Below are 26,484 nucleotides of genomic sequence, written 5' to 3'. Positions count from 1 at the left end.
TTAGTTCCAGTCGCGGATGTCGACGAAGTGGCCGGCAATCGCTGCTGCCGCTGCCATTGCCGGAGAAACAAGGTGCGTGCGGCCCTTGAAGCCCTGGCGGCCTTCAAAGTTGCGATTCGAGGTCGAAGCGCAACGTTCGCCCGGCTTCAGGCGGTCGTCGTTCATGGCAAGACACATCGAGCAACCCGGCTCGCGCCAGTCGAAACCGGCAGCCTTGAAGATCTTGTCCAGGCCTTCCGCTTCCGCCTGTTCCTTGACGAGGCCGGAACCCGGGACGATCATGGCGTTGACGGTCGATGCGACGGTCTTGCCGTCGACGACCTTGGCGACTTCGCGCAGATCTTCGATACGGCCGTTGGTGCAGGAGCCGATGAAGACGCGGTCGATGTTGATCTCGGTGATCGGCGTGCCCGGCTTCAGACCCATGTAGTCGAGCGCACGCCACTTGGAAGCACGTTTCGTTTCTTCCTGGATTTCGTCCGGGTTCGGAACGACGCCCTGAACGGAGATGACGTCTTCCGGCGAGGAGCCCCAGGATACGATCGGCGGCAGGGAAGCGGCGTCGAGAACGACGACGCGGTCGTAGTGAGCGCCTTCGTCGGTCTGCAGCGTCTTCCAGTAGGCGATTGCCTGCTCCAGCGTTTCGCCCTTCGGCGCGCGGGGCTTGCCCTTGATGTATTCGAAGGTCTTTTCGTCAGGCGCGATCAGGCCGGCGCGGGCGCCGCCTTCGATCGTCATGTTGCAGATCGTCATGCGGCCTTCCATCGACAGCGCGCGGATCGCTTCGCCCGCGAACTCGATGACGTGGCCCGTGCCGCCGGCAGTGCCGATCTCGCCGATGATGGCAAGGATGATATCCTTGGCCGTGACGTGCGGTGGAAGTTCGCCATCGACACGCACGAGCATGTTCTTGGCCTTCTTCTGGATCAGCGTCTGAGTCGCGAGAACGTGCTCGACTTCCGAGGTGCCGATGCCATGCGCCAGTGCGCCGAAAGCGCCGTGGGTCGACGTGTGGCTATCGCCGCAGACGATGGTCATGCCAGGCAGGGTAAAGCCCTGCTCGGGACCGACGATGTGAACGATGCCCTGGCGCTTGTCGTTCTCGGAGTAGTACTCGACGTTGAACTCGGCGGCGTTGATGGCAAGCTGCTCGACCTGGATGCGGCTTTCTTCGTTCTTGATGCCGAGATGACGATCGGGCGAGGTCGGGACGTTGTGGTCGACGACTGCCAGCGTCTTTTCCGGTGCCCGGACCTTGCGGTGAGTCATCCGCAGGCCTTCGAATGCCTGCGGCGAAGTGACTTCGTGGACCAGATGGCGGTCGATGTAGAGAAGACAGGTTCCGTCGTCCTGCTGGTCAACCAGGTGATCGTCCCAGATCTTGTCGTAGAGGGTACGCGGTGCGCTCATGGCGTTGAATCCGTATTTTAAGGCATGGAGAATGGAGTTTTGGCGGTAGGGCCGCCGGCCGTTATTCGATCAACGAAGTCGGCTGTTGAGTGCACCGGATACGGACGCAAAGAAGCGTGCCGGCAGGCGGTAATGATCCTGCAGCACGAAGATATGCGCTCCAATGCACTTGAACTTGGATTCCATGAACCGTCACATATCAATTTTTGGCGACGGCGGCAATTTGAATCATGATGCCGCTATCGCCGGTCTCTCCTGCGCATCCGCTTCTCGACTTGCCGCAACGCAAGCGACAGGCCGATCGTCAGGATGAGATAGATGTAGGTGACGATCGAGTAGGTTTCAAAGAAGCGGAAGGAACCCGAGGCGTAAATCTTTCCCATCTGGGTGATATCGGAGACGCCGAGCACCGAGACGAGCGAACTGTCCTTCACCATGGCGACGAAATCGTTCGAGAGCGGCGGGAAGATCACCTTCACGGCCTGGGGGAAGATCACGAAGCGAAAGCGGTGGTAGCGCGAGAGGCCGAGCGCCTTGGCGGCTTCGATCTGTCCGTGATCGACAGACTGGATGCCGGCGCGGAAGACCTCGGCGATGAACGACGAATAGCCGATCATCAGCGCGATGATGGCGCGCCACATCAGCGAGAAGTCTCGCACCAGGATCGGCTCGGCAAGTTCCAGTCGCACCAGCGGTGTGATCAGGGCGTTATAGGCCGCGACGATGCCGGGGCGCCGACGAAAGCGACGTAGAAGAGCAGCACCAGCATCGGGACGCCGCGGATGACCTCGACATAGAAACGCGAGATCTGGCGCAGCACGACACTGTCCGACAACCCGAGCAGTGCGATCCCGAGGCCAAGGATGGTGGCAAGCGTAAAGCCGACCAGCGTCACGAAGATGGTGACGCCGACGCCATTGAAGACGGTGCGGAAGACCTGCGCGTAGATGTCGTTGGTGATGATGACGGCGGCAAGGATGAGGCCGATCGCCACGAGGGCGACCAGCCACCAAGGATAGTCGCCCTTGCTATGCCCGCCGGGGGCCGGCTGCGGAGCCATCATAGTGTGGTCGGAAGCGCGATCATTCGCCCATCTTGTAGTCGAGGAACCACTTCTTGTTCAGCGCATCGAACGTGCCATCGGCCTTCAGGCTGGCGATGGCGGCGTTGACGGGCGCGACAAGATCAGAGCCCTTCGGAAAGATGAAACCGAAGTCTTCGGTGCCGAGCGGACCGCCGACGACCTTGAGGCCGCCGCTCGATGCGTCAACATAGCCCTTGGCGGCGACGCTATCGGTAAGAACGACATCAACGTCGCCTGCCTTCAGGGCCTGAACCGTGGCGCCGAAGGTTTCGAAGAGCTTGATGCGCGGGTTCTGTTCGTTGCCGTCGAGGATTTCGTAGACAGCGGTGTAGAAGGGCGAAGTTCCGGGCTGTGCGCCCACGAGGCCATCGTTGAAGGCGCCGAAGGTCTTGGCGTCACTGAAGCGCTTCTCGTCGCCACGAACCAGCATGAACTGCTGCGAGCGCATGTAGGGATCGGAGAAATCCACCTTGGCCTTGCGATCGTCCTTGATGGTGATGCCGGTCATGCCGATGTTGTACTGGTTGTCGGAGACGGCCTGGATCATCGCGTCCCAGCTGGTGTTCTGGTACTCGACCTTGAAATTCAGCCGCTTTGCGATCTCGTTCATCGCGTCATATTCCCAGCCGATTGCCTTGCCGGACTTCGGATCGACGAACTGGAGCGGCGGGTAGGCGTTCTCAGTAACGACAACGACCGTCTTGCCCTTGAGGTCGGGAAGGTCAGCGGCAAAAGTCGCGATCGGCGACAGAACGAGAGCGGTCAGTCCTGCAAGGACGGTGCGACGGAACGGCATTAAATATCTCCCCGAAATAAAGCTCGCGAAACCTGTCATAGTTGCGAAGCGGATAGCAAGAGAATTGCCGCATGTCGCCATCCAAAAACAGAAAAGGCGGCCCAAAGACCGCCGCTTCCTGCGAAGATTTTTGCGAGATGCATCGCAAGCATCGCCGGCCACGTGTCCAGGAGGGCAATGCTTGCATCAAAGGCGCGAAAGTTAGCTGCTTTTTGCCGATGCGATGCCGTTCAATTTCTCGATCGCGGCGGCAGGCAAGGTGATATCGGCGACCGCGAGGTTTTCCCTCAGATGGGTGCGGGACGAGGTGCCGGGTATCAGCAGAATGTTCGGCGCGCGCTGCAGGAGCCAGGCAAGCGCAACCTGCATCGGCGTCGCGCCAAGATCGGCGGCAACATCGGAAAGCGTCGAGGATTGCAGCGGCGAGAAGCCCCCGAGCGGAAAGAACGGCACATAAGCCGTCCGTTGAGCGGCGAGCTGGTCGATCAGCGCATCATCTTCCCGATGCGCAAGATTGTACTGGTTCTGGACGCAAACGATCTCGGTGATCTTTCGTCCGTCGGCAATCTGCTTGGCAGTGACGTTGGAGAGGCCGATGTGCTTGACAAGGCCCTGGCGCTGAAGGTCGGCGAGAACCGTGAGAGGCTCCTCGAGAGATCCTTCCGCGGGTCCATGAACATCGAACATGGCGCGCAGATTGACCACCTCGATCACATCGAGGCCGAGGTTCTTCAGGTTGTCGTGGATTGCCTGCGTCAGTGCCTCTTTCGAAAAGGCCGGGTTCCAGGATGCGTCGGGGCCGCGCGTCGCTCCGATCTTGGTGACGATCACGAGGTCGTCCCGGTAAGGATGCAAGGCTTCCCGGATGATCTGGTTGGTGACGTGCGGGCCGTAGAAGTCGCTGGTGTCGATATGGTTGACGCCGCTTTCGACGGCTTCACGCAGAACGGCTATGGCTTCGGCGCGGTCTTTCGGTGGTCCGAACACACCCTTGCCGGCCAGTTGCATAGCGCCATAACCGAGCCGCGTCACCGTGCGGTCGCCGAGTGTGAATGTGCCCGATTTTTCGAGGTTGGACATTGTCTGCTCCCTTTGAAGACGGGGTAGACATAGGGCAGGCGAGCGCCGCTGATAACGCCATGCATTCCGCACGGGCTGTTCGGAATTCCGGACAATGGCTCGTGGAATTGGCCGGCAGCTGCGCGCAACAAAAAAGGCGACCCGAAGGTCGCCTTTTCAACAATCCCTGAGGATTGAAACTTATTCGGCTGCCGGCTCGGCTGCGGCCGCTGCTGCAGCTTCTGCTGCTGCTTTGGCTTCTGCGGCTTCCTGTGCTGCCTTTTCGGCTGCGAGCGCCTGAGCTGCTGCAACCTTTTCGGCTTCAATGCGTGCCTTTTCCTCGGCCAGGGCCTGACGCTCGGCGTCGTTCAGCTTGCGGGCGCGCGTGCCGGTGTTCTCGACGATACGAGCCGACTTGCCGCGACGGTCGCGCAGGTAGTAGAGCTTCGCGCGACGGACCTTACCGCGGCGAACGATTTCTACGCTTTCGATTGCCGGGGAGTAGATCGGGAATACGCGCTCGACGCCTTCGCCGTAGGAGATCTTGCGAACCGTGAAGTTCTCCTGCAGACCGCCGCCGGAGCGAGCAATGCAAACGCCTTCGTAGGCCTGTACACGGGTACGGTTGCCTTCCTTGACCTTCACGTTGACGCGAACGGTGTCGCCCGGGGAGAATTCCGGAAGCTTGCGCTGGGCTTCGATCTTGGCGACCTGTTCGGCCTCAAGCTGCTGAATGATGTTCATGACTCAACCTCTTTGTTGGTTCAACAGCCAGAGCGCTCTGAACGATCTATCCTTGGTCGAGCCTCAGATATTTGCCGGTGAGGGCAGGAGCGAGTTCGTCTGTTTTTCTTTACGTGGCTGATGGGATTTTTCCCATTCCGGGCGTGCGCATACCGTATTGCGCAGGCTTTGTCACCCCTTCAGCCGGGAAATTTCAGCGGCCGGGCTGTTAAACAGGGCTTTCCGCGACTGCACAAGGCATCAAGCCTGTGACTCATTTGATTAAATATTTGTCAAATGCACAACTGAGGAGCAGATTCGCTTTTGGATCAAATTGTGATCCGTGGGAGTTCTGGAGGGGAATGAATGACAATAAGCAATCCGTCGCCCTCGTTGTATAACGAGGACCTGGCGCCCGCTGAGGAGAGGAAGTGGGGCGCATTCAGCATCTTCAATGTGTGGACATCAGACGTCCACAGCCTATGGGGTTATTATCTGGCCGCCAGCCTTTTCCTGTTGTGCGGCAGCTTCATCAACTTCGTGATCGCGATCGGCATCGGCTCGCTGGTCATCTTCTTCTTGATGAGTCTCGTCGGCAATGCCGGGGTGAAGACGGGCGTGCCGTTCCCGGTTCTCGCCCGTGCCTCGTTCGGCACGTTCGGCGCCAATGCTCCGGCTCTCGTGCGCGCCGTCGTCGCCTGCTTCTGGTATGGCGCACAGACCGCGGCGGCATCCGGCGCCATCGTGGCGCTTCTCATCCGCAACGACAGCATTCTTGCCTTCCACCAGAACAGCCACATGCTTGGTCATTCCACGCTTGAGGTGATCTGCTACGTCATCATTTGGGCGCTGCAGCTTCTGATCATTCAGCGCGGCATGGAAACGGTCCGCAAGTTCCAGGATCTGGCCGGCCCCGCCGTCTGGATCATGATGCTGGTTCTGGCGGTCTATCTCGTCGTCAAGGCCGGGACCTTCTCGTTCGGCAGCGAGATCCCGCGCGACGTCCTGATCGAAAAGACGAAGGACGCGGGCATCTCTTACGAGCCTGGCTCGTTCCCGGCCCTTGCGGCGGTCGCGGCGACCTGGATCACCTACTTTGCGGCTCTCTATCTGAACTTCTGCGATTTCTCGCGTTACGCCAAGGACACCAAGACGTTGCGCACCGGCAATCTCTGGGGTTTGCCGATCAACCTGCTCGCGTTCTGCCTCGTCGCAGGCGTGACGACGACCGCTGCATTCACCGTCTACGGTGAAGTGCTGCTGCATCCGGAAGCGATCTCGGCCAAGTTCGACAGCTGGTTCCTGGCGTTGCTTGCGGCCTTGACGTTCGCCGTCGCAACGCTCGGCATCAACGTGGTGGCAAACTTCGTTTCGCCGGCCTTCGACTTCTCGAATGTCTTCCCCCGGCAGATCAGCTTCAAGCGGGGCGGTTATATCGCAGCCCTGATCGCTCTGGTGCTCTATCCGTTTGCCCCGTGGGAAACCGGTGCGGCTCACTTCGTGAACTTCATCGGTTCGACGATGGGGCCGATCTTCGGGATCATGATGGTTGACTACTATCTGATCCGGAAAGGCGAGCTGAACGTTGCGGATCTCTATCAGGAGAATGGCGAGTTCCGCTTCCAGAACGGTTGGCACGGCAATGCCTTCATCGCATTGATCATCGGCGCGCTGTTCTCATCGATCCTGCCGACCTTCACGTCGATCCTGCCTGAATGGTGGGGGACCTATGGATGGTTCTTCGGTGTCGGTATCGGCGGTGCTGTCTATTACGTGCTGCGGATGAGCGCACGCGGTTCGGCCGTTGGCGCCGCGTCCCGATAACGAGATGCCCGGCTTCGGCCGGGCATTTTTTCTTCGCCGCCGTCATCTAGACGGCGGCGTTTCTCAGCCTGGCACAACGCCGCGACAGGCCCAGGCGACGGAAGCAAAGGAGCGCGGTCCGTCCGGCCTGCCCGCCTCGTAGGCGCCACGCACTGCCGATTTCAGGCGCTCCCGCAGCCCTGCCTCGAGATTGGCGACATATTGGCCGAGCGGTCCGTCTCCGCCGGCAAAAGGCATCCAATAATCGTCGAAGGACTGGTAATCCATTCGGATCAGCAGCGAGGTCTGCTCGACCGAGACCAGTCCCTGGTTGATGAAGCTGTTCTTCATCTCGTCGGGCGCCGTCATCGGCCGGAAGCAATAGTTGCGCCGGAAGTCGTGGCTGTTTTCATCGAGCATGGCCGCAGTATCCAGCAGCATCCGCATCCCGGGCATGCCGCCCATATGATCCCACGTGGCCGCCGCCACCACGCCGCCCGGCCGCACCACGCGCCGCATCTCGGCAATGGCTTTGTCAGGGTCGGAGAGGAAGTGCAGAACCAGCAGGGAAAACGCGCGGTCGAACCTGTGATCTTCGAACGGCAGCGCCATCGCATCCGCCTGCCGGACGCTGATGCGCGGATCGGTATTGGCGCGGGCGACATCTTCGACGAAGATAGGCGAATAGTCGATCGCGGCGAGCTCCTCGACGTCAGCCGCCTGCGGCAGGAAGAAGGTCAGGCTGCCATTGCCACAGCCCACATCCAGAACCCGCTCGCCATCCGAAAGCCCGGCAAAATCGACGAAGAGTGTAGCCAGCCGCTTGCTCCAGCGGCCCATCAGTTGCTCGTATCCCCCTGCACTGCGGACATTGAAGCTCGACGTCATGGCAGCCTCCCTGTGCGGAGGGTTGAAAATAGACCTGGTGAGAGAGTGTCGCAAGAGGCGTGCCAGCCTCCGTTCCGACGCCAAAGGCCTGGGAACGCTATTCCTCGAGCAAATCCGGACGGCGTTCGCGCGTCAGCTCCAGCGCTTGCTCGCGTCGCCATTTGTCGATGGCGCCGTGGTTGCCGGAGGTGAGGATGGCGGGAATCTCGCGGCCTTCCCACTCCTGTGGGCGGGTATAGTGCGGATGCTCCAGCAGGCCGCCCTCGAAGCTCTCGTGAAGCCCTGACAGATCATTGCCCATGACGCCGGGCAAGATGCGAACGATTGCGTCCAGTACCGTCAGAGCTGCTGGCTCGCCGCCCGAGAGCACGTAATCGCCGATCGAGACTTCTTCCAGCTCTCGTGCGTCGATGACGCGCTGATCGACACCCTCAAAACGCCCGCAAATGATGATGACGCCGTTGCCATCAGCCAGTTCGCGCACGCGCTCCTGCGTCAGCGGCCGGCCGCGCGGGCTCATCAGCAGGCGCGGGCGGCTGTCGTTTTCCGAAACGGTATCGATAGCGCGGGCGAGCACGTCGGGCTTCAACACCATGCCGGCGCCGCCGCCGGCGGGCGTATCGTCGACCGTGCGGTGCTTGTCAGTGGCGAAATCACGGATCTGTACGGCGTCGAGCGCCCACTGGCCGCGTTCCATCGCCTTGCCGGCAAGAGAATAGCCGAGGTGGCCCGGAAACATTTCCGGGTAAAGCGTCAGCACCGTTGCCCGGAATGCCATCGCGTCGCTCACTTCTTCTTTTTTGGCGTGTCTGGCGTGAATTTCGCGCTGTCATCCTCGGTATCGACGAGGCCGGCAGCCAGGGGATCGATGGTGATTCTGCCGCCTTCGAGGTCGATGTCGAGAACCGACGCCTCGGAGAACGGGATGAGCACCGGGCGCTTGCCGGGGCCCTTCAATTCCAGAAGGTCGCCAGCGCCGAAATCGAAAACGCCTGTCACGGTGCCGTAGCTGACGCCCTGGTCGTCGAATGCTTCCAGGCCCTCGAGATCGGCGTAGAAGAACTCGTCTTCCTCCAGCTCCTCGTCCGGCAGGTTGTCGCGCTCGATGTAGAGCTCCAGTCCGTTCAGCGCTTCGGCAGCATCGCGGTCGTTGACGCCGCGGAAACGAACGACGACGACGTTCTTCATCTCCCGGATATCGAGCACTTCGAAGGTGCGTCCATCCATGCTGTGCAGCTTTCCGTAGTCACCGAGCGCGGTCGGGTCGGCTGTGTAGGCCTTGGCGCGCACTTCGCCGCGAAGGCCCTGGGCGCCGCCGATCGTTGCCATCAGAACGGGATTTTCAAGCTTTGTCATGGCGTCCCTAGTGTGAAGCCGGAGGTTTGGTTTCTCATAACCGAAGTGAACAGGAATGGAAACGAAAACGGGCGGCATGTCGCCATGCCGCCCGTTCGATAGGGAAAAGTCCCCGATTATTCCGCGGAAGCAGCAGCTTCGGCAGCGTCGGCGGCCTTCTGAGCCTTTTCAGCAGCGCGCTCCTGAGCCTTCTTGCCCGGCTTTGCCTTTACCGGGTTGCTCTTGGCGTCGCGCTTTGCGAGGCCGGCTTCGTTCAGGAAGCGCAGAACGCGGTCGGTCGGCTGTGCGCCCTGGTCGAGCCAATGCTTGATGCGGTCAGCGTCGAGCTTGATGCGGGCATCGTTGTCCTTGGCGAGCATCGGGTTCCAGGAACCGAGGTTCTCGAGGAAGCGGCCATCGCGCGGCGAACGGGCGTCGGCGAGAACGATGTGGTAGTACGGGCGCTTCTTGGAACCACCGCGTGCGAGACGAATTTTCAGTGCCATTTTCTTTACTCCTTGGACTTTTCTGGACCGCCCGATCGGGCGGTATGGTTCATTTTGCTGCGGCGCCGTTTTCGGCGTGATCTGCAGCGATCTGCTCATGATGCCGGATGACTTCCTTGATGATGAAGTTCAGGAACTTCTCGGCGAAATCCGGATCCAGATTGGCATCCTTCGCCAGATGGCGGAGGCGTTCGATCTGGTATTCTTCGCGCGCCGGATCAGCCGGCGGCAACTTGTACTTGGCCTTGAGAACGCCGACCTCTTTGGTGCAGCGGAACCGTTCGGCCAGGATATGGACCAGCGCGGCGTCGATGTTGTCGATCGACTGGCGATAGTTCGAAAGCTGGGCTTTGATTTCAGGATCAATCATCTTCTACGCGACCCCTTCACTTCTTCTTGGGCAGGCCAGGAAGGCCTGGGAAACCACCGCCAAGGCCCGGCAGCTTGGCGCCGCCCAGACCCGGCAAACCGCCGCCGCCAAGACCGGGCAGCCCGCCGCCCGGCTTTCCTAGACCGGCAGCTTCAGCCTGCTTCTGGAGCGCTTCGAGCTGCTTTGGGTCGATGTTCGAAAGATCAGGCATGCCACCGCCGAGGCCACCAAGGCCCATCTTGCCGGCAAGGCCGCCCATCATCTGCTTCATCAGGCCGCCCTTGCCCTTGCCGCCCATCATCTTCATCATGTCCGCCATTTGGCGGTGCATCTTCAGAAGCTTGTTGATGTCGGAAGCATCGGTGCCGGAGCCTGCGGCGATGCGCTTCTTGCGCGAATGCTTGAGCATATCAGGGTTGGCGCGCTCGGCCTTGGTCATCGAACCGATGATGGCGAGCTGGCGGCCGAACAGGCTATCGTTCAGGCCGGCTGAGGCCATCTTGTCCTTCATGCCGGCCATGCCGGGCATCATCGACATGATGCCGCCCATGCCGCCCATCTTCTGCATCTGGCGCAGCTGGTCGGCGAGGTCGTTGAGGTCGAACTTGCCCTTGGCCATCTTGGCGGCCATGGCGGCCGCCTTCTCGGCGTCGATGTTTTCGGCCGCGCGCTCGACGAGGCTGACGATGTCGCCCATGCCAAGAATGCGGTCGGCGATACGGCGGGGGTGGAATTCCTCCAGCTCGCCCATGCGCTCGCCGACACCGATGAGCTTGATCGGCTTGCCGGTCACTGCGCGCATCGAGAGCGCCGCACCACCACGGCCGTCGCCGTCCATGCGGGTGAGCACGAGGCCGGTGATGCCGACGCGTTCGTCGAAGTTGCGGGCGAGATTGACTGCGTCCTGACCGGTCAAGCTGTCGGCGACCAGCAGGATTTCATGCGGGTTCGACTTCTTCTTGATGTCGGCCATTTCGACCATCAAGGGCTCGTCGATATGCGTACGGCCGGCGGTGTCGAGGATGACGACGTCATGGCCGCCGAGCTTGGCTGCCTGAACGGCGCGCGCGGCGATATCGGTCGGCGACTGGCCGGCGATCACGGGCAGCGTGTCGACATTGGTCTGGACGCCGAGCTGGCGCAGCTGCTCCTGGGCGGCCGGGCGTCGCGTATCGAGCGACGCCATCAGAACCTTCTTCTTCTCGCGGTCGGTGAGCCGCTTGGCGATCTTCGCCGAGGTCGTCGTCTTGCCCGAGCCCTGCAGACCAACCATCATGATGACGACGGGGGCAGCCGCATGCAGGTCGACGCCCACGCCTTCGCCGCCGAGCATCTCGATCAGCTCGTCATGGACGATCTTGACGACCATCTGGCCGGGCTTGATCGACTTCAGGATCTCGGCGCCGACGGCCTTTTCACGGACGCGATCGGTAAAGCCGCGCACCACGTCGAGCGCGACGTCGGCCTCCAGAAGCGCACGGCGAACCTCGCGCAGCGCTGCGGAAACATCGGCTTCCGAAAGCGCGCCACGGCCTGTCAGTCCATTCAGAATGGATCCAAGACGGTCCTGGAGGTTCTCAAACATCGGCTCTTCCTTGTGATTTCCGCGATGACGGAAACCTTGTGCTTTTCCTTGACGAAAACAAGACGCATAGCCAAAAAGCACCCGAGGGCGCATCGCGCTGTCGGGTGTGGACCTCCGGGATCGATTTATACCTTTGCGGGTCCCGGTCGGTGGCTCGAGTCTTGAAGCTCGTCGCAGATTGAGCGGCGGTAAACAGGAAAAAGCGCCGCGAGTCAAGGCAAAGCCGAGAAAAGACGGCGTTTTGGCCTTTCAAAAGCGCCCACTCGATCCCAGATCAGCCTTCCCTTCAACGGAAACGCTCTTGCATGTCCACTGCCAAGCGACGCAATCCCTATTATCAGGGTCCGGTCTCCGATCACTTCGACGGCACGCATTTCTTCAATCCCGATGGCATCGAACCTCTCGGTTTCAGAGATCTCATGCGATGGCAGTTCGGCGGTGGTCGCGATCGCTGGCCGAAGTCGGTTCCAAGCCCATTCCAGCCAGCCAAGCCGGATTTGCGTGTCGATGGCGAGGATATCAGGGTAACGATGGTCGGCCATGCGACCATGCTGATTCAGGTCGCGGGGTTGAATATCCTGACGGATCCCGTCTGGTCGGATCGGGCCAGTCCCTTCGCCTTCGCCGGACCCAAGCGCGTCGTTGCGCCCGGCATCGCGTTCGACGATCTGCCGCCGATCGATCTCGTCCTCGTTTCGCATAACCACTACGATCACCTTGATGTTGCGACGCTTCGCCGTCTGCAGGCGAAACACCGGCCGCATGTCGTTACACCGCTTGGCAACGATACGATCATTCGCCGTGCCGCGCCCACAATGCAGGTGACGGCAATGGACTGGGGCGAGCACATCTCGCTTCAGGGGATCGATATCTACGCGGAGCCTGTTCACCACTGGTCGGCGCGCGGCACCGGGGATCGTCGAATGGCCCTCTGGGCCGCGTTTGTCTTGGCGACGCCGGCCGGGAAGATCTATCACATCGGCGATACCGGCTTTCACGGCGGCGTCAACTATAAGGCCGCCCAGCAAAAGCATGACGGTTTTCGCCTCGCCATCCTGCCGTTCGGCGCTTACGAGCCGCGCTGGTTCATGAAGGGGCAGCACCAGAACCCGGACGAGGCGGTGCGCGGGATGAACCTTGCGAATGCTGCCTATGTCGCCGGGCACCATTTCGCTACGTTCCAGCTGACGGACGAGGCGATCGATGCGCCGGTCAAGGCGCTCAACACGGCAATGGCCGAACACAGCATCTCGCCCGAACGGTTCCGGCCGCTCAGGGCAGGCGAGGTGTTCGATGTGCCGCTGCTATGATCAGTGTGGCTGCGCCCCCGAACCGTGGGTGTTGACGATGGAATCGGCCTCCTTGCCGTAAAGTTCTTCGAAATGATCGAAGGTCTTCGAGAAGTGGCCGATGCCCTGCGTAGCGGATTTCAGGGATCGTGCCAGCTCTTCGAGGACGCCACCTGGCACCAGTGCGCGGAATATGTCCCAGCCCTTTGCGTTCTCGTCCCGGTCGAAACCGAGAACCTGTCCCTTGAGCGAGGAAACGAGCGTCACCATGCCTCCGGAATAGACCGAGGGGATATGGATATCGACCCGCACGACAGGCTGCATGAGCACGGCGGATGCTTGCGACAGCGCCTGCTTGACGCCCATCTTGCCTGCCGCGCGGAAGGCGAAATCGGAGCTGTCGACCGAGTGGTACTGTCCGTCGGTCAGTGTGACGTCGACGTCGATTACCTGGAAACCGAGAGGTCCTTTCTCCATGGCTTCGCGAGCGCCGGCCTCGACCGCTGGTATGTAGTTTCGCGGCACGGTGCCTCCCTTGACGTGTTCGCCAAAGGTGAAGCCCTGGCCGCGCTCGTTGGGGCGCACACTCAGCTGCACATCGGCGAATTGACCCGCGCCCCCGTCTGCTTGCGGTGGCGGTAATGAACGTCCGACGTCTTCGAGATGGTCTCGCGATAGATCGGGTTCGGCGCGCGATCCGAAACTTCTACGCGAAAGACCTCCGACAGCGTCTTGCGAAGATCGCGGAGATGGACGGGACCCTGGGCGCATATCAGGGCAGCGCCGGTGCCTTCCTCCTGCATTACTTTCAGGCCGCGATCGGTTTCCGCGAGTTTTGCCAAAGTCGCGGACAGTTTCGTCTCGTCGCGCTCGTTGCCGGGGACAAGAATTCTTTCCAGCATGGGTGTTGGTGGCGTCGTCCAGTCGGGTGGCTCGACGCTGCCCGGCTGCGTCAGCAGGGCAGGTGCCGGCAGATGATCCGATTTCAATGCGACAAAGACATCACCCGCCTTGACTGCGCCGGCGATCGGCTTGCCGCTGCCAGCCTCCTGCAGCGGGCCAAGCGTGGCGCCGCCGAGCGAACCGCCTTGCTTGAGGCCATCGACGAGCGCCCGCATCAATACCGTCTTGCCGACATTGGCCTTGTGATAGGCGTGGAAACTCACGGCGGAAAGCGTTGCCTCCTGCGCGCCGGAACTTGTTGCCAGCCTTGCGCGTAGCGCTGTCGCCGGTGGTGCTTCATGGCGAAGCGCCTTCATCAGGCGCATAATGCCATTGCTATGCGAGGCTGCCCCGAACAGCACTGGGATAACCCGGTTCTCCTTCAGAATGCGCGACGAGATCGCGAAGATCGTGTCGCTCGCCGGTTCACGATCCTCGATCAGTTCCTCGAGCAGCCAGTCATCGAACTCGGAAAGCTGCTCGAGCATCTCTGCGCGGGCTTCATGTTCGCGTTCTAGAGTATCCTTGGGAAGTTCGATCAGTGCGGAGGGTTGGCCCTCGCGATAGCGCCAGGCGCGCTCGGAAATCAGGTCGCAGCTGCCGACGATTGTATCGCCCTCGCGGATCGGCACCTGCCGCAGCACGAGGGGATGGTTCGAGTAGGTTTGAAGCGCGGCAATGACATCGCGCAATCGGCCGCGCGGCTCATCCATCCTGTTGATGAAGACGAGACAAGGCGTGCCCGAGGCCTCAATGGCGCGCAAATAGGGTGCAGCCAGAACGGCATCATCGGGCGTTGGCGATATGCAGAGAATACAGGCGTCGCTGGCAAGCAGGGCATCCTGCGCGAGGGCAAGCGCCTCGTTTGCTCCGGGGGTGTCGATCGCACACCACGCTTCGTCCTTGAAATCGAATTCCGTCAGGCTTGATCCATATGGTGAAGCTGACTTTCTGGGCATTCCCTCGAGCGAGGCCAGCTTTGCGACGAGTGTCGTTTTTCCCGTCTGCGAGGGCCCAAGTACCGTGAAGCAGCGCATCGGCGATCCTCCCTGCCAAAAGCACGCATCCGAGACCAAGAATGCCTCGAAGCGGCGAAAAGCGCTAGATATCTGCAGTCATTCTTAAATATGAAGTCGGTCCGGCTTCCCATGAATGTGTCGCTGCGTCCCGCTCCGTCAAGCCACTGGTAATTCCTCGGCATTTCCGCCATATACAGCCCAAACAGAGACGGACATGACACTATGAGCGCAACGGTCGAATTCGCGAAGATGAACGGGCTTGGGAACAAGATCCTGGTCGTTGACATGCGCGGCCGCGCCGACAAGGTGACGCCGGCCGCAGCAATCGCGCTGAATGCCGCTGACGATACGCAGTTCGACCAGATCATGGCGATCCATGACCCGAAGGCTGCAGGCACCGATGCCTGGATCGACATCCTCAACTCGGACGGCTCGAAGGCGCAGGCCTGCGGCAACGGTACGCGCTGTGTCGTGCAGGCGCTTGCGTCCGAGACCGGCAAGAAGGTGTTCACCTTCCAGACGGTTGCGGGCATCCTCAATGCCGTCGAGCATGAGGACGGGACGATCTCCGTCGACATGGGCAAGCCGGTGTTCGAGTGGGACAAGATTCCGCTTGCCGAAGAATTCCATGATACCAGCCGCATCGAGCTGCAAATCGGGCCGATCGACAATCCGGTTCTGCATTCGCCCTCCGTCGCGTCGATGGGCAATCCGCATGCAATCTTCTGGATCGACCGCGATCCGATGTCGTTCGATCTCGGCCGCTTTGGACCGCTGCTTGAAAACCATCCGATGTTCCCTGAGCGCGCCAATATCACGCTGGCGCAGGTGACCTCGCCGAGCTCGATCACGACACGCACCTGGGAGCGGGGCGCGGGACTGACGCTTGCCTGCGGTTCTGCCGCCTGTGCGACGGCTGTTTCCGCTGTCCGCACGGGACGGACCGGGCGGGAAGTCGCGGTGAAGGTCGCGAGCAGCCCCAATCAGGGCATCCTCAACATTGAATGGCGCGAAGGCGATGGCCACGTCATCATGACCGGCCCTGCCGAATGGGAATGGTCTGGCACGCTCGATCCGTCGACGGGTGCGTGGTCGCGCGATGCGGCGCCGGGAGCGGAAGCGCGGTGAGCGGCGTCGAAGTCATCACCTTCGGCTGTCGTCTCAATACCTACGAATCCGAAGTGATGCGGGCCGAGGCCGAGAAGGCCGGGCTCAACAATGCCATCCTCGTCAATACATGCGCCGTCACCGGTGAGGCTGTCCGTCAGGCTCGCCAGGCAATCCGTCGCGCCCGGCGCGACAATCCTCATGCCCGCATCATCGTGACCGGTTGTGCGGCCCAGACCGAAAAACAGACTTTCGCCGAGATGGCCGAGGTCGATGCCGTTCTCGGTAACGAAGAGAAACTGAAGAGTGCGTCCTATCGCGCTTTGCCGGATTTCGGCGTGTCTGCGGAAGAGAAGCTGCGCGTCAACGACATCATGAGCGTGCGCCAGACGGCGCCGCAGATGGTCAAGCATATCGACGGTCATGCGCGGGCGTTCATCCAGGTCCAGAATGGTTGCGACCACCGCTGCACCTTCTGCATCATTCCCTATGGTCGCGGCAATTCGCGCTCCGTGCCGATGGGGGCGGTCGTCGATCAGGCTCGTAAGCTCGTCGAAAGCGGCTATCGGGAAATCGTGCTGACCGGCGTCGACGCGACCAGCTATGGTGCCGATCTTCCGGGCGAGCCGACGCTCGGGCTGCTTGCCAAGACGCTGCTGAAGCAGGTGCCCGATATTCGCCGCCTGCGGCTTTCGTCGATCGACAGCATCGAGGCCGACGGGCATCTGCTCGATCTGATCGCCGAGGAAGCGCGGTTCATGCCGCATCTTCACCTCTCGCTGCAGCATGGCGATGACATGATCCTCAAGCGGATGAAGCGCCGTCATTCCAGCGCGGACGCTTTGGCTTTCGTCAATGACGTGCGCCGCCTGCGGCCTGAGATGAGCTTCGGTGCGGATATGATCGCCGGCTTTCCAACCGAGAGCGAGGAGATGTTCGCCAATGCCGTGCGGCTGGCGGAAGAGGCTGGGATCGCCCATCTCCACGTGTTCCCTTACAGCCCACGACCGGGAACGCCTGCCGCGCGGATGCCGCAGCTCGATCGCGCGCTGGTCAAGGAGCGGGCAGCGCGGCTTCGCGTCACTGGACATCGCCTGCATCAGTCCCATCTCGACGGAATGGTCGGGACGCAGCAATGGCTGCTGGTGGAAAACAACGGTTTGGCGCATACCGAGAACTTCACGCTTGTCGAAGCGGCGGGACTTGCACCCCGAAGCTTCGTGCAGGCTGTGATCACAGGGCACAACGGCAAACACCTCGACATGCAATTGACGGCCGCCGACGCGGCCTGAGTTTACGGAATCCTCATGGCGTTCAACTTCATCAAAAAGGTCTTCACCTTCGGCCCGAAGCCGGAGGAAGAGCAGGCGCCGGAGCCGGTCGAGACCAGGGCCGCCGAGGTCGCGGTCGAGCCGGTCGTGGAAACGACTGCGGTTGCCGAAGTGACTGCGCCGGCGTCATCCGTGCCGGTGGATGGTATGCCGGTTGCCGCCGATCCGGTGTTGCCGGAGGAGATGGAGACCGCGGGTGGGCCTTCCGCCGATGGCGAGGATGTTGGCGCGGACGAGGTTTCCGAGGATTTGCCGACGGCTCTAGCCAGTGAGGATATCGGGCTGGTGCCGTTGTCCTTGCTGGAAGCTGAGGCGGAAGTCGCTGCCGATGCTGCTGAAGCGAAAGGCGCTGACACCGAGGGTTTGGTACCCCCCTCCGTCCTGCCGGACATCTCCCCGGAGATCAACTCGCGGGAAGCTCTCGACCAGGCAATTGATGCCGGAATGAGTGGGCAGGCGGTCCCGCCTGCGGACGAGATCGACCAGCAGCCGTCAACCGACGAAACAGCCGAGGATGAAGCGAGTGAGCCCGCCCAGCCAATCTCCTCCCGTGTGGGGGAGATGCCCGGCAGGGCAGAGGGGGTATCCCGGACGCCGACCCCGCTGATCTAGCTCCCACCGAATCCGACGCCCCCATCCTCCCCAAGGGCTTCTCCACCGCCACCGCGACCCCCGAACCCGTCACCATCGTCCCGCCGGCCAAACTTTCCTGGTTTCAACGTCTGCGCGCCGGCCTTGCCCGGACCTCGTCGCAGCTCACCGGTCAGATCGCGGCGCTGTTCACCAAGCGCAAGCTTGATGACGAGACGCTGCAGGATCTCGAGGATCTGCTGATCCAGGCCGATCTCGGCGTCGAGACGGCGATGCGTGTCACCGATACGCTCGCCTCCGAGCGTTACGGCAAGGACGTGACCGGCGAGGACGTCAGCCGCATCATGGCAAGCGAAATCGCCAAGGTGCTGAAGCCGGTCGCCAAGCCCTTGCAGCTCGATCTCAGCCACAAGCCGCACGTCATCCTTGTCGTCGGCGTCAACGGAACAGGCAAGACGACGACAATCGGTAAGCTGGCGTCGAAGCTTTCGGGTGCCGGCCTCAAGGTCATGGTGGCTGCCGGTGATACGTTCCGTGCCGCCGCGATCGAGCAGCTGAAGATCTGGGCCGACCGCACCAAGTCGGAGTTCATCGGGACGAAGCTCGGCGCGGATGCTGCCGGTCTTGCCTATGACGCTTTCGAGCAGGCCAAGGCGAAGAAATGTGATGTGCTGATCATCGATACGGCCGGCCGGCTGCAGAACAAGGCGGAGCTGATGGCCGAACTCGAGAAGATCGTTCGCGTTCTCGGCAAGCTCGACCCGGACGCGCCGCATACGGTGCTGCAGACGCTCGACGCGACGACGGGGCAGAACGCGTTGTCGCAAGTCGAGATCTTCCGCAATGTCGCCGGCGTCAACGGCCTGATCATGACCAAGCTCGACGGCACAGCGCGGGGCGGCATTCTCGTGGCGATCTCCGCCAAGCACAAGCTGCCGGTCTATTTCATCGGCGTCGGCGAAGGCGTCGATGATCTCGAACCTTTCGAGGCCGAGGATTTCGCGCACGCCATTGCCGGGCTCGGCCAATAATGCCACAGATATGCCGACAAGCACGGGCAAGCGTCTCGTGTGGCACAAACGGATTTGAGATAGAATGACGACAGAGAGCGATATCACCCCAAGCGCTGCCGACCGGCATCACCCGATGCTGAAGCTGGCGCTCGAGCTTGGCCCGCTGCTGATCTTCTTCTTTGCCAACCTGCGCGGCGCCTGGCTGGTCGAGCGTTTTCCTGTTCTCTCGGAGCTCGGCGGACCGCTGTTCGTGGCAACAGCCGTCTTCATGGGGGCGACGGTAATCTCGCTGGTCGTGTCGAAGGCCATGCTCGGGCATCTGCCGATCATGCCCTTCGTGTCGGGCATCGTCGTCCTCATCTTCGGATCGCTGTCGATCTATCTGCAGAACGAAACCTTCATCAAGATGAAGCCGACCATCGTCAACGCGCTCTTCGGCGTTTCGTTGCTTGGGGGGCTCGCTTTCGGCAAGTCGTTGCTCGGCTATGTCTTCAATGCCGCCTTCCAGCTCGATGCCGAGGGATGGCGCAAGCTCACGGTTCGCTGGGGCATCTTCTTCCTTTTCCTCGCCGTGCTGAACGAGGTCATCTGGCGCAATTTCTCCGATGACTTCTGGGTTGCCTTCAAGGTTTGGGGAACGATGCCGATCACCATCATCTTCACAATGGCGCAGATGCCGCTCATCATGAAGCACACGGTAACGCCAGCGGGAGAGGCCGAAAAGTGACAGTCGCAGAAACGCAGACAAGGGTTCGCCATCAGACATTCTGGTTCGCAGCCTGTCTGCTGGTTCTGCTGGCGCAGGTGGTCGCAGAATATCTGATGGGCCGTACGCCGATCTGCACCTGCGGCTACGTCAAGCTGTGGGAAGGCGTCGTCAATTCGAGCGGCAACTCCCAGCACCTGTCAGACTGGTACACGCCGTCGCATATAATTCACGGGTTCATCTTCTACGGCGTGGCGCATCTTGTCCTGCGCGGAAAGCCGTTTGCGGCACGCCTGCTGCTGGCGCTGGTCATCGAGTCCGGCTGGGAACTCCTGGAGAATTCCCCCATCATCATTGATCGCTACCGCACGGCGACGATCTCGCTCGACTATTACGGCGACAGCATCATCAATTCGGCGATGGACACCGTTTTCATGGTCGTCGGCTTCATCTTCGCATCGCGCGCGCCGGTGGCGCTGACGGTGGGGATCGCGATCTTCTTCGAGCTTTTGACCGGCTACCTGATCCGCGACAACCTGACGCTCAACGTCCTGATGCTGGTCTGGCCCGTCGAGGCGGTCAAGACCTGGCAAAGCGCGATCTGATCAGGACGCGGGCGTGCCAAGTGCCTTTGCCATGGCGGGCAACAGGCCTTCCTTCAGACTGATATCGTCGAACGGGCCGACCCGCTTGTAGAGGATCGTGCCGTCAGGGGCGACGAGATAACTTTCCGGAATACCGTAGACACCCCAATCGATCGCGGCCTGCCCCTTGGGATCGACGCCGATGGCGGCAAAGGGATTGCCGAGTTCGCCGAGGAAGCGAACGGCATTGTCGTTCTTGTCCTTGTAGTTGATGGCAACCACGTTGAGGCGGCTGTCCTTCGCGAGCTCCTTGAGGATCGGATGCTCTTCGCGACAAGGGATGCACCAGGAGGCGAAGACGTTGACGAGCGTCAGCTTGCCCTTGATGGCACTATCGGTCAGGGCCGGCAGGTTGGCGCCCTCAAGCGGCGGCAGGCTCAGCGTCGGTGCCTTCGTGCCGATCAATGCCGAAGGGATTTCCGAGATATCCTTGCCGTGGACATCTTGATCGTAAAGCATCTTCGCTGCGGTGGCCGCGATGCCGGCAAAGACGACCAGAGGGATTAAGGCGACGGCATAGCGTCCAAAGCCGCGCTTGGCGGCGTTCGTTTCCAGGGGGGTGCTCATTCGCCATCCTTTGCCCGTGCCGAGCGGCGGCGAATGCCGGAGGCCTCGAGAGCCGCTAGCTCCTTGCGGCGAGCGCGACCATCGGCCCAGGTCCACAGCGTGGCAGCGACTGTCACAAGCGCAGCAAACACGTAGGAGCCGTAAACATAGAAAGCATGTGTCATGGCTATCCCTCGCGGCTCGCGAGGCGCGCTGCCATGCGGCGTTGCGCCGCGACGCGGCGGCGCCAGATTTCGTTGCGCATCGCCATGATGTGCAGCGTGAAGAAAAGCGCGGTGAACGCCACGGCCATCACCAGCAGCGGCCGCAGGAATTCCGGATCGATGGCCGGGCCGTCGAGGCGCAAAACACTGGCGGACTGATGCAGCGTATTCCACCAGTCGACGGAGAACTTGATGATCGGGATATTAACGAAGCCGACGAGGATCAGCACGGCGCTGACACGAGCGGCCTTCGACGGCTCGTCGATTGCCCGATTGAGCGCGATTAGCCCGAGATACATCAGGAACAGAATGAAGACGGAGGTAAGCCTTGCGTCCCAGACCCACCATGTACCCCACATCGGCTTGCCCCAGAGCGAGCCGGTGACGAGGGCAATCAGCGTGAAGGCGGCGCCCAGCGGGGCGGCGGCCTTGGCCGATACATCAGCCAGCGGATGGCGCCAAACGAGCGTGCCGATCGCCGAGAGGCTCATGATCGTGTAACCCATCATCGACAGCCAGGCCGCTGGGACGTGGATATACATGATGCGAACCGTCTCGCCCTGCTGGTAGTCGCCTTCGGTCGTGAAGCTGAGATACAGCCCCACGATGAAACAGAGGGCCGTGAAAGCGGCCATCCAGGGGAGGATGCGGGCAACCAGCGCCAGGAACCGCGTCGGGTTGGCGAGATCGCTGAATTTCGTGATGGAAAGGCTCGTTTCGCTCATGCCGTTTCCTTACCGCGATATGCCTTATGCCGCAATCGAGCGCTCCATCAATCCGACGTGTTGCGCAGTGCCAATGCCGCCGCGGCCGGGCCGATGACGGCAAAGAACAGCGTCAGCGCGACCAGGATCAGAAACGGCGGCAGGAAGGGTGAGGGTCCTTCGACGGCCGCGTAGGTGGCGCTGACGCCGAAGATCAGAACGGGGATAGTCAGCGGCAGCACCAGGATCGAGACCAGCAGGCCGCCGCGCGGCAGGGCGACGGCAACGGCTGCGCCGACGGCGCCAATGAAGGTGATCGCCGGAGAGCCGACCAGCAGCGTCAGCATCGTCGCCCCGATCGCCGTCTCGCTCATGTTCATGAACAGGCCAAGCAGCGGCGAGGCAATGACGAGCGGCAGACTGGTGGCGATCCAGTGTGCCAGGCACTTCACCAGCACCGTCAGGACGAGCGGGGTCTCCTGCATCAGCATGAGGTCGAGCGAGCCATCGTCGCGTTCAGCCTGGAACAGGCGGTCGAGGCCGAGAAGTGCCGCCAGCAGCGCGCCGATCCAGACGATTGCCGGGCCGATGCGGGAGAGCAATGCAAGATCCGGCCCGACGCCAAAGGGGATGACAGCAACGACGGTCAGGAAGAAGAGTACGCCGATCAGCGCACCCCCGCCGGCGCGGACGGAGAGCGTGAGGTCGCGGAGGAGGAGGGCGGTCACGGGCAGGCCCTCGCTGAGGTGGGGTGATTGCTTGGTGCACTAGTCGAGGGCGTTCTGGGTGGGGCAAGCCCGGCGGGACGGTGGCCATGAAGAGGCCATGCCTCGGCGGGTGCCGTGGAAGGCCCCTCCCCAACCCCTCCCCACAAGGGGGAGGGGTTGGGCTGAGGCGCTGTCGAGCGTTCGCATTGTAGCCCAGTGCCGGTTGATAGGTTGGCGTTTTGCCGAGCGGTTACGGCACGCAAGCCCCTCCCCCTTGTGGGGAGGGGTTGGGGAGGGGTTTTTATTGCAGCCACACTCATCCCCACACCCCCGCGCTTACCCCGGCAAATCCCGTCATCCGCAGCTCCCGCACATCGCTCAGCGCCAGCGGTTGATGCGTCGCGGCAAGCACGATCCCGCCCCTTTGGCGGTGGGTCTCGATCAGGCCGGCAAAGAGGCTGTCGCCGCTTGTGTCCAGCGCTGCTGTCGGTTCGTCAAGGATCCACACCGGACGGTGAGCGACGAGCAGCTTGGCAAAGGCGAAGCGCCTTTGCTGACCGGCCGAGAGATAGCCGAAGGGGAGGTGGGTGATCCCGTCAAGTCCTACGGCCTCGGCAGCGTCGTCGATGGAAAAGGCCGGCGTATCGTGGGTATTTCCGAGAAAGCGGCGCCAGAAATCTAGGTTTTCGGCGACCGTCAGTTCGCTCTTCATTGCATTACGGTGGCCAAGATAGTGGCTGACTTCGCCAACGCGCTGATGAATGCTACCGTGTGAATCCGTGAAGCTCACCGAGCCTCTTTCCTGCCGCAGCAAACCGGCGACTACACGCAGCAAAGTCGACTTTCCCGAGCCGTTCTTGCCGGTCAAAACCAGTGCTTCGCCTGACGTCAGGCGGAATGATACACCCTCGAAAATCAGGTCCTCCCCACGGCGCGCGGACAGATTGGTTGCCTCGAGAGAAAAGACGTTTGAGAGGTTTAATTTTTGAGTCATTGCAATGCAAAAAAATCCGAAATGGGCCATGCACTCTCTGGCACCTTTCCCTGAAACTATCTATATGTGCCTAACCACGCCAGCGGTCGGCGTGAATTTCATCGTAGCGCCGAACATGAGGTCTGACTTCATGTGCGGACCGCGGAAATGGCCGTACCCGCATCCTGATGTGCCTTTAGTGCATAGGCGTCCGCACAATTGTGTTCGCGATCAGAAACGGGGTCTCTCGTGTCTAAATCTCTTGATAGCTTCAACTGTCGTTCCGTCCTTACCGTCGATGGTAAGGACTATGTCTATTTCAGCCTGCCGAAGGCCGAAGCGAACGGCCTGCCCGGCGTTTCCAAGCTTCCCTATTCGATGAAGGTTCTGCTCGAGAACCTGCTGCGCTTCGAGGACGGCCAGTCCGTCACCAAGGAACATATCCTTGGCGTTGCCGAATGGTTGAACAACAAGGGCACTGTCGAAAACGAAATCGCCTATCGCCCGGCGCGCGTTCTGATGCAGGACTTCACCGGCGTTCCCGCCGTCGTCGACCTGGCCGCGATGCGCGACGCGATGGTGTCGCTCGGTGGCGATCCCGAGAAGATCAACCCGCTCGTTCCCGTCGACCTCGTGATCGACCACTCGGTCATCGTCGATGAATTCGGCACGCCGCAGGCCTTTGCCCGCAACGTCGAGCTCGAATATCAGCGCAACGGCGAGCGTTACCGCTTCCTGAAGTGGGGTCAGCAGGCGTTCAAGAATTTCCGCGTCGTTCCTCCCGGCACCGGCATCTGTCACCAGGTCAACCTCGAATATCTCGGCCAGACCGTATGGACCAAGGAAGAGGATGGCGAGACGATCGCCTATCCGGATACCTGCGTCGGCACGGATAGCCATACGACGATGATCAATGGTCTCGGCGTTCTCGGCTGGGGTGTCGGCGGTATCGAGGCGGAAGCGGCCATGCTCGGCCAGCCGGTCTCGATGCTTCTGCCCGAGGTTATCGGCTTCAAGCTCACGGGCAAGCTCAAGGAAGGCGTCACGGCGACCGACCTCGTGCTGATGGTCGTGCAGATGCTGCGCAAGAAGGGCGTGGTCTCGAAGTTCGTCGAATTCTTCGGTCCCGGCATGGACAACATGCCGCTCGCCGACCGCGCGACGATCGGCAACATGGGTCCAGAATATGGCGCGACCTGCGGCTTCTTCCCGGTTGACGGCGAAACCATCAACTACCTCACCATGTCCGGTCGCTCGCATGACCGGATCGCGCTGGTCGAAGCCTATTCGAAGGCTCAAGGGATGTGGCGCGAAGGAGATGGCTCTGATCTCGTCTTCACCGATACGTTGGAACTCGACCTCGGCGACGTCGTGCCCGCCATGGCCGGCCCAAAGCGTCCTGAAGGCCGCATCCCGCTGGAAAACATCGCGTCCGGTTTCGCCGGCTCGATGGATGCCGACTACAAGAAGCCCGGCCAGCTCTCTAACCGCTATGCGGTCGAAGGCACCGACTTTGATCTCGGCCATGGCGACGTGGCGATCGCCGCCATCACCTCCTGCACCAACACCTCGAACCCGTCGGTTCTGATCGCGGCGGGGCTTCTTGCCCGCAACGCCGTTGCCAAGGGCCTGAAGACCAAGCCGTGGGTCAAGACCTCGCTGGCGCCCGGATCGCAGGTTGTCGGCGAGTATCTCGCCAAGTCCGGTCTGCAGGCCGATCTCGACAAGCTCGGCTTCAACCTCGTCGGCTTCGGCTGCACGACCTGCATCGGTAACTCCGGCCCGCTGCCGGCGCCGATCTCGAAGACGATCAACGACAAGGGCTTGATCGTGTCGGGTGTTCTCTCCGGTAACCGCAACTTCGAAGGCCGTATCTCGCCGGACGTTCAGGCGAACTACCTGGCCTCGCCGCCGCTCGTCGTCGCCTATGCGCTTGCTGGTACGGTCCAGAAGGACCTGACCAAGGAGCCGATCGGCGAGGACCAGAGCGGCAACCCTGTCTACCTCAAGGATATCTGGCCGACCTCGCACGAAGTGCAGGCTTTCATCCAGAAATACGTCACCCGCGAACTCTACGAGACGAAGTATGCCGACGTCTTCAAAGGTGATGCCAACTGGCAGGCCGTGCAGGTTCCTCCGGGCCAGACCTATGCCTGGGACGACAACTCGACCTATGTGCAGAACCCGCCCTACTTCGTCGGCATGGGCAGGACCGGCTCCGGCGTCTCCGACATCAAGGGCGCCCGCGTCCTCGGTCTCTTCGGCGACAAGATCACCACCGACCACATTTCTCCGGCCGGTTCGATCAAGGCGTCATCTCCTGCCGGTGCCTATCTGCTTGAGCACAATGTCGGCGTCGCCGAGTTCAACCAGTACGGCACGCGCCGCGGCAATCATGAGGTGATGATGCGCGGCACCTTCGCCAACATCCGCATCCGCAACCACATGCTCGGCCCGAACGGCAAGGAAGGTGGCTACACCATCCACTATCCGTCCAAGGAAGAGGAATCGATCTACGACGCGGCCATGCAGTACAAGGCCGAGGGCGTTCCGCTCGTCATCTTCGCAGGTGTCGAATACGGCAACGGCTCGTCGCGCGACTGGGCGGCGAAGGGCACCAACCTGCTCGGCGTCAAGGCCGTGATCGCGCAGTCCTTCGAGCGTATCCACCGCTCGAACCTGGTCGGCATGGGCGTCATCCCCTTCGTTTTCGAAGAGGGCACGACCTGGGCGAGCCTCGGCCTGAAGGGCGACGAAATCGTCACCATCGAAGGTCTCGAGAACATCAAGCCACGCGAGAAGAAGATCGCCAAGATCACCTATGGCGATGGTTCCGTGAAGGAAGTGCCGCTGCTGTCGCGTGTCGACACGCTCGATGAGGTCATCTACCTCAACAATGGTGGCATCCTGCAGACGGTTCTTCGTGACCTCGCTGCCTGATTTTTAACGGACTTGCAGGAGAATGACCGCCGGAAAGAGATTTCCGGCGGTTTTTTGTTTGTCCGAAGGGGCTTTCCGCGGCAGGTCACGACGATGTGTTTTGCTCGTCAGCCGAGAAACCGCGTCTCACCCCTTCGTGACTTTCCGTTTCCGGCCGCAGCGACTATCTCTACGATTAATAGTCGGAGC

At 61.4% G+C, this 26,484-nt stretch carries 22 protein-coding genes and 3 pseudogenes; 8 read left to right on the top strand and 17 right to left on the bottom strand.

From position 1 onward, the window contains the following. The 5 genes and pseudogenes from leuC to rplS form a co-directional block, all read right to left on the bottom strand. Complete coding sequence (leuC, locus tag FZ934_RS15405; protein WP_153271781.1) at window positions 1-1,410, bottom strand: 3-isopropylmalate dehydratase large subunit; 1,410 nt, start codon at window positions 1,408-1,410, stop codon at window positions 1-3. Window positions 1,411-1,649: 239 nt separating this feature from the next. Next, window positions 1,650-2,470 (bottom strand): annotated as a pseudogene (locus FZ934_RS15395) (amino acid ABC transporter permease). Window positions 2,471-2,492: 22 nt separating this feature from the next. Next, on the bottom strand, window positions 2,493-3,290 hold the full coding sequence (locus tag FZ934_RS15390; protein WP_153271780.1) for a transporter substrate-binding domain-containing protein: 798 nt from the start codon (window positions 3,288-3,290) through the stop codon (window positions 2,493-2,495). Window positions 3,291-3,491: 201 nt separating this feature from the next. Continuing rightward, window positions 3,492-4,370: an aldo/keto reductase family oxidoreductase gene (locus FZ934_RS15385; RefSeq protein ID WP_153271779.1), complete on the bottom strand. Its 879-nt coding sequence runs from the start codon at window positions 4,368-4,370 to the stop codon at window positions 3,492-3,494. A gap of 180 nt (window positions 4,371-4,550) precedes the next feature. Next, the gene (gene rplS / locus FZ934_RS15380; RefSeq protein ID WP_113360166.1) at window positions 4,551-5,093 is read right to left on the bottom strand and encodes a 50S ribosomal protein L19; all 543 of its coding nucleotides are present in this window, start codon (window positions 5,091-5,093) and stop codon (window positions 4,551-4,553) included. A gap of 345 nt (window positions 5,094-5,438) precedes the next feature. On the opposite strand from rplS, the gene FZ934_RS15375 reads away from it, so the two are divergent. Beyond that, complete coding sequence (locus tag FZ934_RS15375) at window positions 5,439-6,896, top strand: NCS1 family nucleobase:cation symporter-1 (RefSeq protein ID WP_153271778.1); 1,458 nt, start codon at window positions 5,439-5,441, stop codon at window positions 6,894-6,896. A 63-nt stretch (window positions 6,897-6,959) separates the two neighbouring features. Here FZ934_RS15375 and FZ934_RS15370 read toward each other — a convergent pair whose 3' ends face one another. The 6 genes from FZ934_RS15370 to ffh form a co-directional block, all read right to left on the bottom strand. Then, window positions 6,960-7,763 (bottom strand): class I SAM-dependent methyltransferase, encoded by an 804-nt coding sequence (locus FZ934_RS15370; RefSeq protein WP_153271777.1) that lies wholly within the window; start codon window positions 7,761-7,763, stop codon window positions 6,960-6,962. Between the two features lie 97 nt (window positions 7,764-7,860). Continuing rightward, complete coding sequence (gene trmD / locus FZ934_RS15365; RefSeq protein WP_153272473.1) at window positions 7,861-8,541, bottom strand: tRNA (guanosine(37)-N1)-methyltransferase TrmD; 681 nt, start codon at window positions 8,539-8,541, stop codon at window positions 7,861-7,863. An 8-nt stretch (window positions 8,542-8,549) separates the two neighbouring features. Then, the gene (gene rimM / locus FZ934_RS15360; protein WP_153271776.1) at window positions 8,550-9,119 is read right to left on the bottom strand and encodes a ribosome maturation factor RimM; all 570 of its coding nucleotides are present in this window, start codon (window positions 9,117-9,119) and stop codon (window positions 8,550-8,552) included. A gap of 116 nt (window positions 9,120-9,235) precedes the next feature. Then, window positions 9,236-9,604, bottom strand: coding sequence for a 30S ribosomal protein S16 (rpsP, locus tag FZ934_RS15355; protein WP_153271775.1), 369 nt, complete (start codon window positions 9,602-9,604; stop codon window positions 9,236-9,238). A 49-nt stretch (window positions 9,605-9,653) separates the two neighbouring features. After that, window positions 9,654-9,974: a chorismate mutase gene (locus FZ934_RS15350; protein ID WP_016556656.1), complete on the bottom strand. Its 321-nt coding sequence runs from the start codon at window positions 9,972-9,974 to the stop codon at window positions 9,654-9,656. A 16-nt stretch (window positions 9,975-9,990) separates the two neighbouring features. Beyond that, on the bottom strand, window positions 9,991-11,559 hold the full coding sequence (ffh, locus tag FZ934_RS15345) for a signal recognition particle protein (protein WP_153271774.1): 1,569 nt from the start codon (window positions 11,557-11,559) through the stop codon (window positions 9,991-9,993). A 305-nt stretch (window positions 11,560-11,864) separates the two neighbouring features. Between ffh and FZ934_RS15340 the strand changes: the two genes are divergently transcribed. After that, window positions 11,865-12,869: an MBL fold metallo-hydrolase gene (locus FZ934_RS15340; protein ID WP_153271773.1), complete on the top strand. Its 1,005-nt coding sequence runs from the start codon at window positions 11,865-11,867 to the stop codon at window positions 12,867-12,869. Here FZ934_RS15340 and FZ934_RS15335 read toward each other — a convergent pair. Next, a pseudogene (locus FZ934_RS15335) lies at window positions 12,870-14,827 on the bottom strand (elongation factor G). A 204-nt stretch (window positions 14,828-15,031) separates the two neighbouring features. On the opposite strand from FZ934_RS15335, the gene dapF reads away from it, so the two are divergent. The 5 genes and pseudogenes from dapF (at window position 15,032) to FZ934_RS15310 (ending at window position 20,162) form a co-directional block, all read left to right on the top strand. Further along, window positions 15,032-15,937 carry a diaminopimelate epimerase gene (dapF, locus tag FZ934_RS15330; protein ID WP_153271772.1) on the top strand — a complete coding sequence of 302 codons (906 nt, stop codon included), beginning with the start codon at window positions 15,032-15,034 and terminating at the stop codon, window positions 15,935-15,937. Beyond that, a complete protein-coding gene (gene mtaB / locus FZ934_RS15325; RefSeq protein ID WP_153271771.1) occupies window positions 15,934-17,208 on the top strand; it encodes a tRNA (N(6)-L-threonylcarbamoyladenosine(37)-C(2))-methylthiotransferase MtaB in 1,275 nt (424 codons plus the stop codon). Before dapF ends, mtaB begins: the two co-directional genes overlap by 4 nt. Window positions 17,209-17,223: 15 nt before the next feature. Continuing rightward, a pseudogene (gene ftsY / locus FZ934_RS15320) lies at window positions 17,224-18,869 on the top strand (signal recognition particle-docking protein FtsY). Window positions 18,870-18,933: 64 nt separating this feature from the next. Then, window positions 18,934-19,578: a septation protein A gene (locus FZ934_RS15315; protein WP_153271770.1), complete on the top strand. Its 645-nt coding sequence runs from the start codon at window positions 18,934-18,936 to the stop codon at window positions 19,576-19,578. Then, the gene (locus FZ934_RS15310) at window positions 19,575-20,162 is read left to right on the top strand and encodes a DUF2585 domain-containing protein (protein WP_153271769.1); all 588 of its coding nucleotides are present in this window, start codon (window positions 19,575-19,577) and stop codon (window positions 20,160-20,162) included. Before FZ934_RS15315 ends, FZ934_RS15310 begins: the two co-directional genes overlap by 4 nt. Here FZ934_RS15310 and FZ934_RS15305 read toward each other — a convergent pair whose 3' ends face one another. The 5 genes from FZ934_RS15305 to ccmA form a co-directional block, all read right to left on the bottom strand. Then, complete coding sequence (locus FZ934_RS15305) at window positions 20,163-20,768, bottom strand: DsbE family thiol:disulfide interchange protein (RefSeq protein WP_153271768.1); 606 nt, start codon at window positions 20,766-20,768, stop codon at window positions 20,163-20,165. It lies immediately after the preceding gene. Further along, window positions 20,765-20,932 carry a heme exporter protein CcmD gene (gene ccmD, locus FZ934_RS15300; RefSeq protein WP_153271767.1) on the bottom strand — a complete coding sequence of 56 codons (168 nt, stop codon included), beginning with the start codon at window positions 20,930-20,932 and terminating at the stop codon, window positions 20,765-20,767. Before ccmD ends, FZ934_RS15305 begins: the two co-directional genes overlap by 4 nt. Window positions 20,933-20,934: 2 nt before the next feature. Next, the gene (locus FZ934_RS15295) at window positions 20,935-21,696 is read right to left on the bottom strand and encodes a heme ABC transporter permease (protein ID WP_153271766.1); all 762 of its coding nucleotides are present in this window, start codon (window positions 21,694-21,696) and stop codon (window positions 20,935-20,937) included. Window positions 21,697-21,743: 47 nt separating this feature from the next. Continuing rightward, window positions 21,744-22,403: a heme exporter protein CcmB gene (gene ccmB, locus FZ934_RS15290; protein WP_153271765.1), complete on the bottom strand. Its 660-nt coding sequence runs from the start codon at window positions 22,401-22,403 to the stop codon at window positions 21,744-21,746. Window positions 22,404-22,698: 295 nt separating this feature from the next. Continuing rightward, a complete protein-coding gene (ccmA, locus tag FZ934_RS15285) occupies window positions 22,699-23,376 on the bottom strand; it encodes a heme ABC exporter ATP-binding protein CcmA (RefSeq protein ID WP_153272472.1) in 678 nt (225 codons plus the stop codon). 228 nt (window positions 23,377-23,604) lie between these two features. Between ccmA and acnA the strand changes: the two genes are divergently transcribed. Then, window positions 23,605-26,295: an aconitate hydratase AcnA gene (acnA, locus tag FZ934_RS15280; protein WP_153271764.1), complete on the top strand. Its 2,691-nt coding sequence runs from the start codon at window positions 23,605-23,607 to the stop codon at window positions 26,293-26,295. Window positions 26,296-26,484: the final 189 nt, after the last annotated feature.

The sequence above is a fragment of the Rhizobium grahamii genome (assembly GCF_009498215.1).
GTDB classification, from domain to species: domain Bacteria; phylum Pseudomonadota; class Alphaproteobacteria; order Rhizobiales; family Rhizobiaceae; genus Rhizobium; species Rhizobium grahamii_A.
Note: the sequence above shows the minus strand (reverse complement) of the source record. Positions and strands in the feature narration are given on the sequence as shown.

Coding starts and splice junctions, on each gene's coding strand:
- ffh (WP_153271774.1), bottom strand. CDS start 11,559: ATGTTTGAGAACCTCCAGGACCGTCTTGGATCCATTCTGAATGGACTG.
- FZ934_RS15350 (WP_016556656.1), bottom strand. CDS start 9,974: ATGATTGATCCTGAAATCAAAGCCCAGCTTTCGAACTATCGCCAGTCG.
- trmD (WP_153272473.1), bottom strand. CDS start 8,541: ATGGCATTCCGGGCAACGGTGCTGACGCTTTACCCGGAAATGTTTCCG.
- FZ934_RS15370 (WP_153271777.1), bottom strand. CDS start 7,763: ATGACGTCGAGCTTCAATGTCCGCAGTGCAGGGGGATACGAGCAACTG.
- FZ934_RS15340 (WP_153271773.1), top strand. CDS start 11,865: ATGTCCACTGCCAAGCGACGCAATCCCTATTATCAGGGTCCGGTCTCC.
- FZ934_RS15315 (WP_153271770.1), top strand. CDS start 18,934: ATGACGACAGAGAGCGATATCACCCCAAGCGCTGCCGACCGGCATCAC.
- FZ934_RS15295 (WP_153271766.1), bottom strand. CDS start 21,696: ATGAGCGAAACGAGCCTTTCCATCACGAAATTCAGCGATCTCGCCAAC.
- leuC (WP_153271781.1), bottom strand. CDS start 1,410: ATGAGCGCACCGCGTACCCTCTACGACAAGATCTGGGACGATCACCTG.
- FZ934_RS15385 (WP_153271779.1), bottom strand. CDS start 4,370: ATGTCCAACCTCGAAAAATCGGGCACATTCACACTCGGCGACCGCACG.
- FZ934_RS15305 (WP_153271768.1), bottom strand. CDS start 20,768: ATGAGCACCCCCCTGGAAACGAACGCCGCCAAGCGCGGCTTTGGACGC.
- rplS (WP_113360166.1), bottom strand. CDS start 5,093: ATGAACATCATTCAGCAGCTTGAGGCCGAACAGGTCGCCAAGATCGAA.
- rimM (WP_153271776.1), bottom strand. CDS start 9,119: ATGACAAAGCTTGAAAATCCCGTTCTGATGGCAACGATCGGCGGCGCC.
- FZ934_RS15390 (WP_153271780.1), bottom strand. CDS start 3,290: ATGCCGTTCCGTCGCACCGTCCTTGCAGGACTGACCGCTCTCGTTCTG.
- ccmA (WP_153272472.1), bottom strand. CDS start 23,376: ATGACTCAAAAATTAAACCTCTCAAACGTCTTTTCTCTCGAGGCAACC.
- dapF (WP_153271772.1), top strand. CDS start 15,032: ATGAGCGCAACGGTCGAATTCGCGAAGATGAACGGGCTTGGGAACAAG.
- ccmD (WP_153271767.1), bottom strand. CDS start 20,932: ATGACACATGCTTTCTATGTTTACGGCTCCTACGTGTTTGCTGCGCTT.
- FZ934_RS15375 (WP_153271778.1), top strand. CDS start 5,439: ATGACAATAAGCAATCCGTCGCCCTCGTTGTATAACGAGGACCTGGCG.
- rpsP (WP_153271775.1), bottom strand. CDS start 9,604: ATGGCACTGAAAATTCGTCTCGCACGCGGTGGTTCCAAGAAGCGCCCG.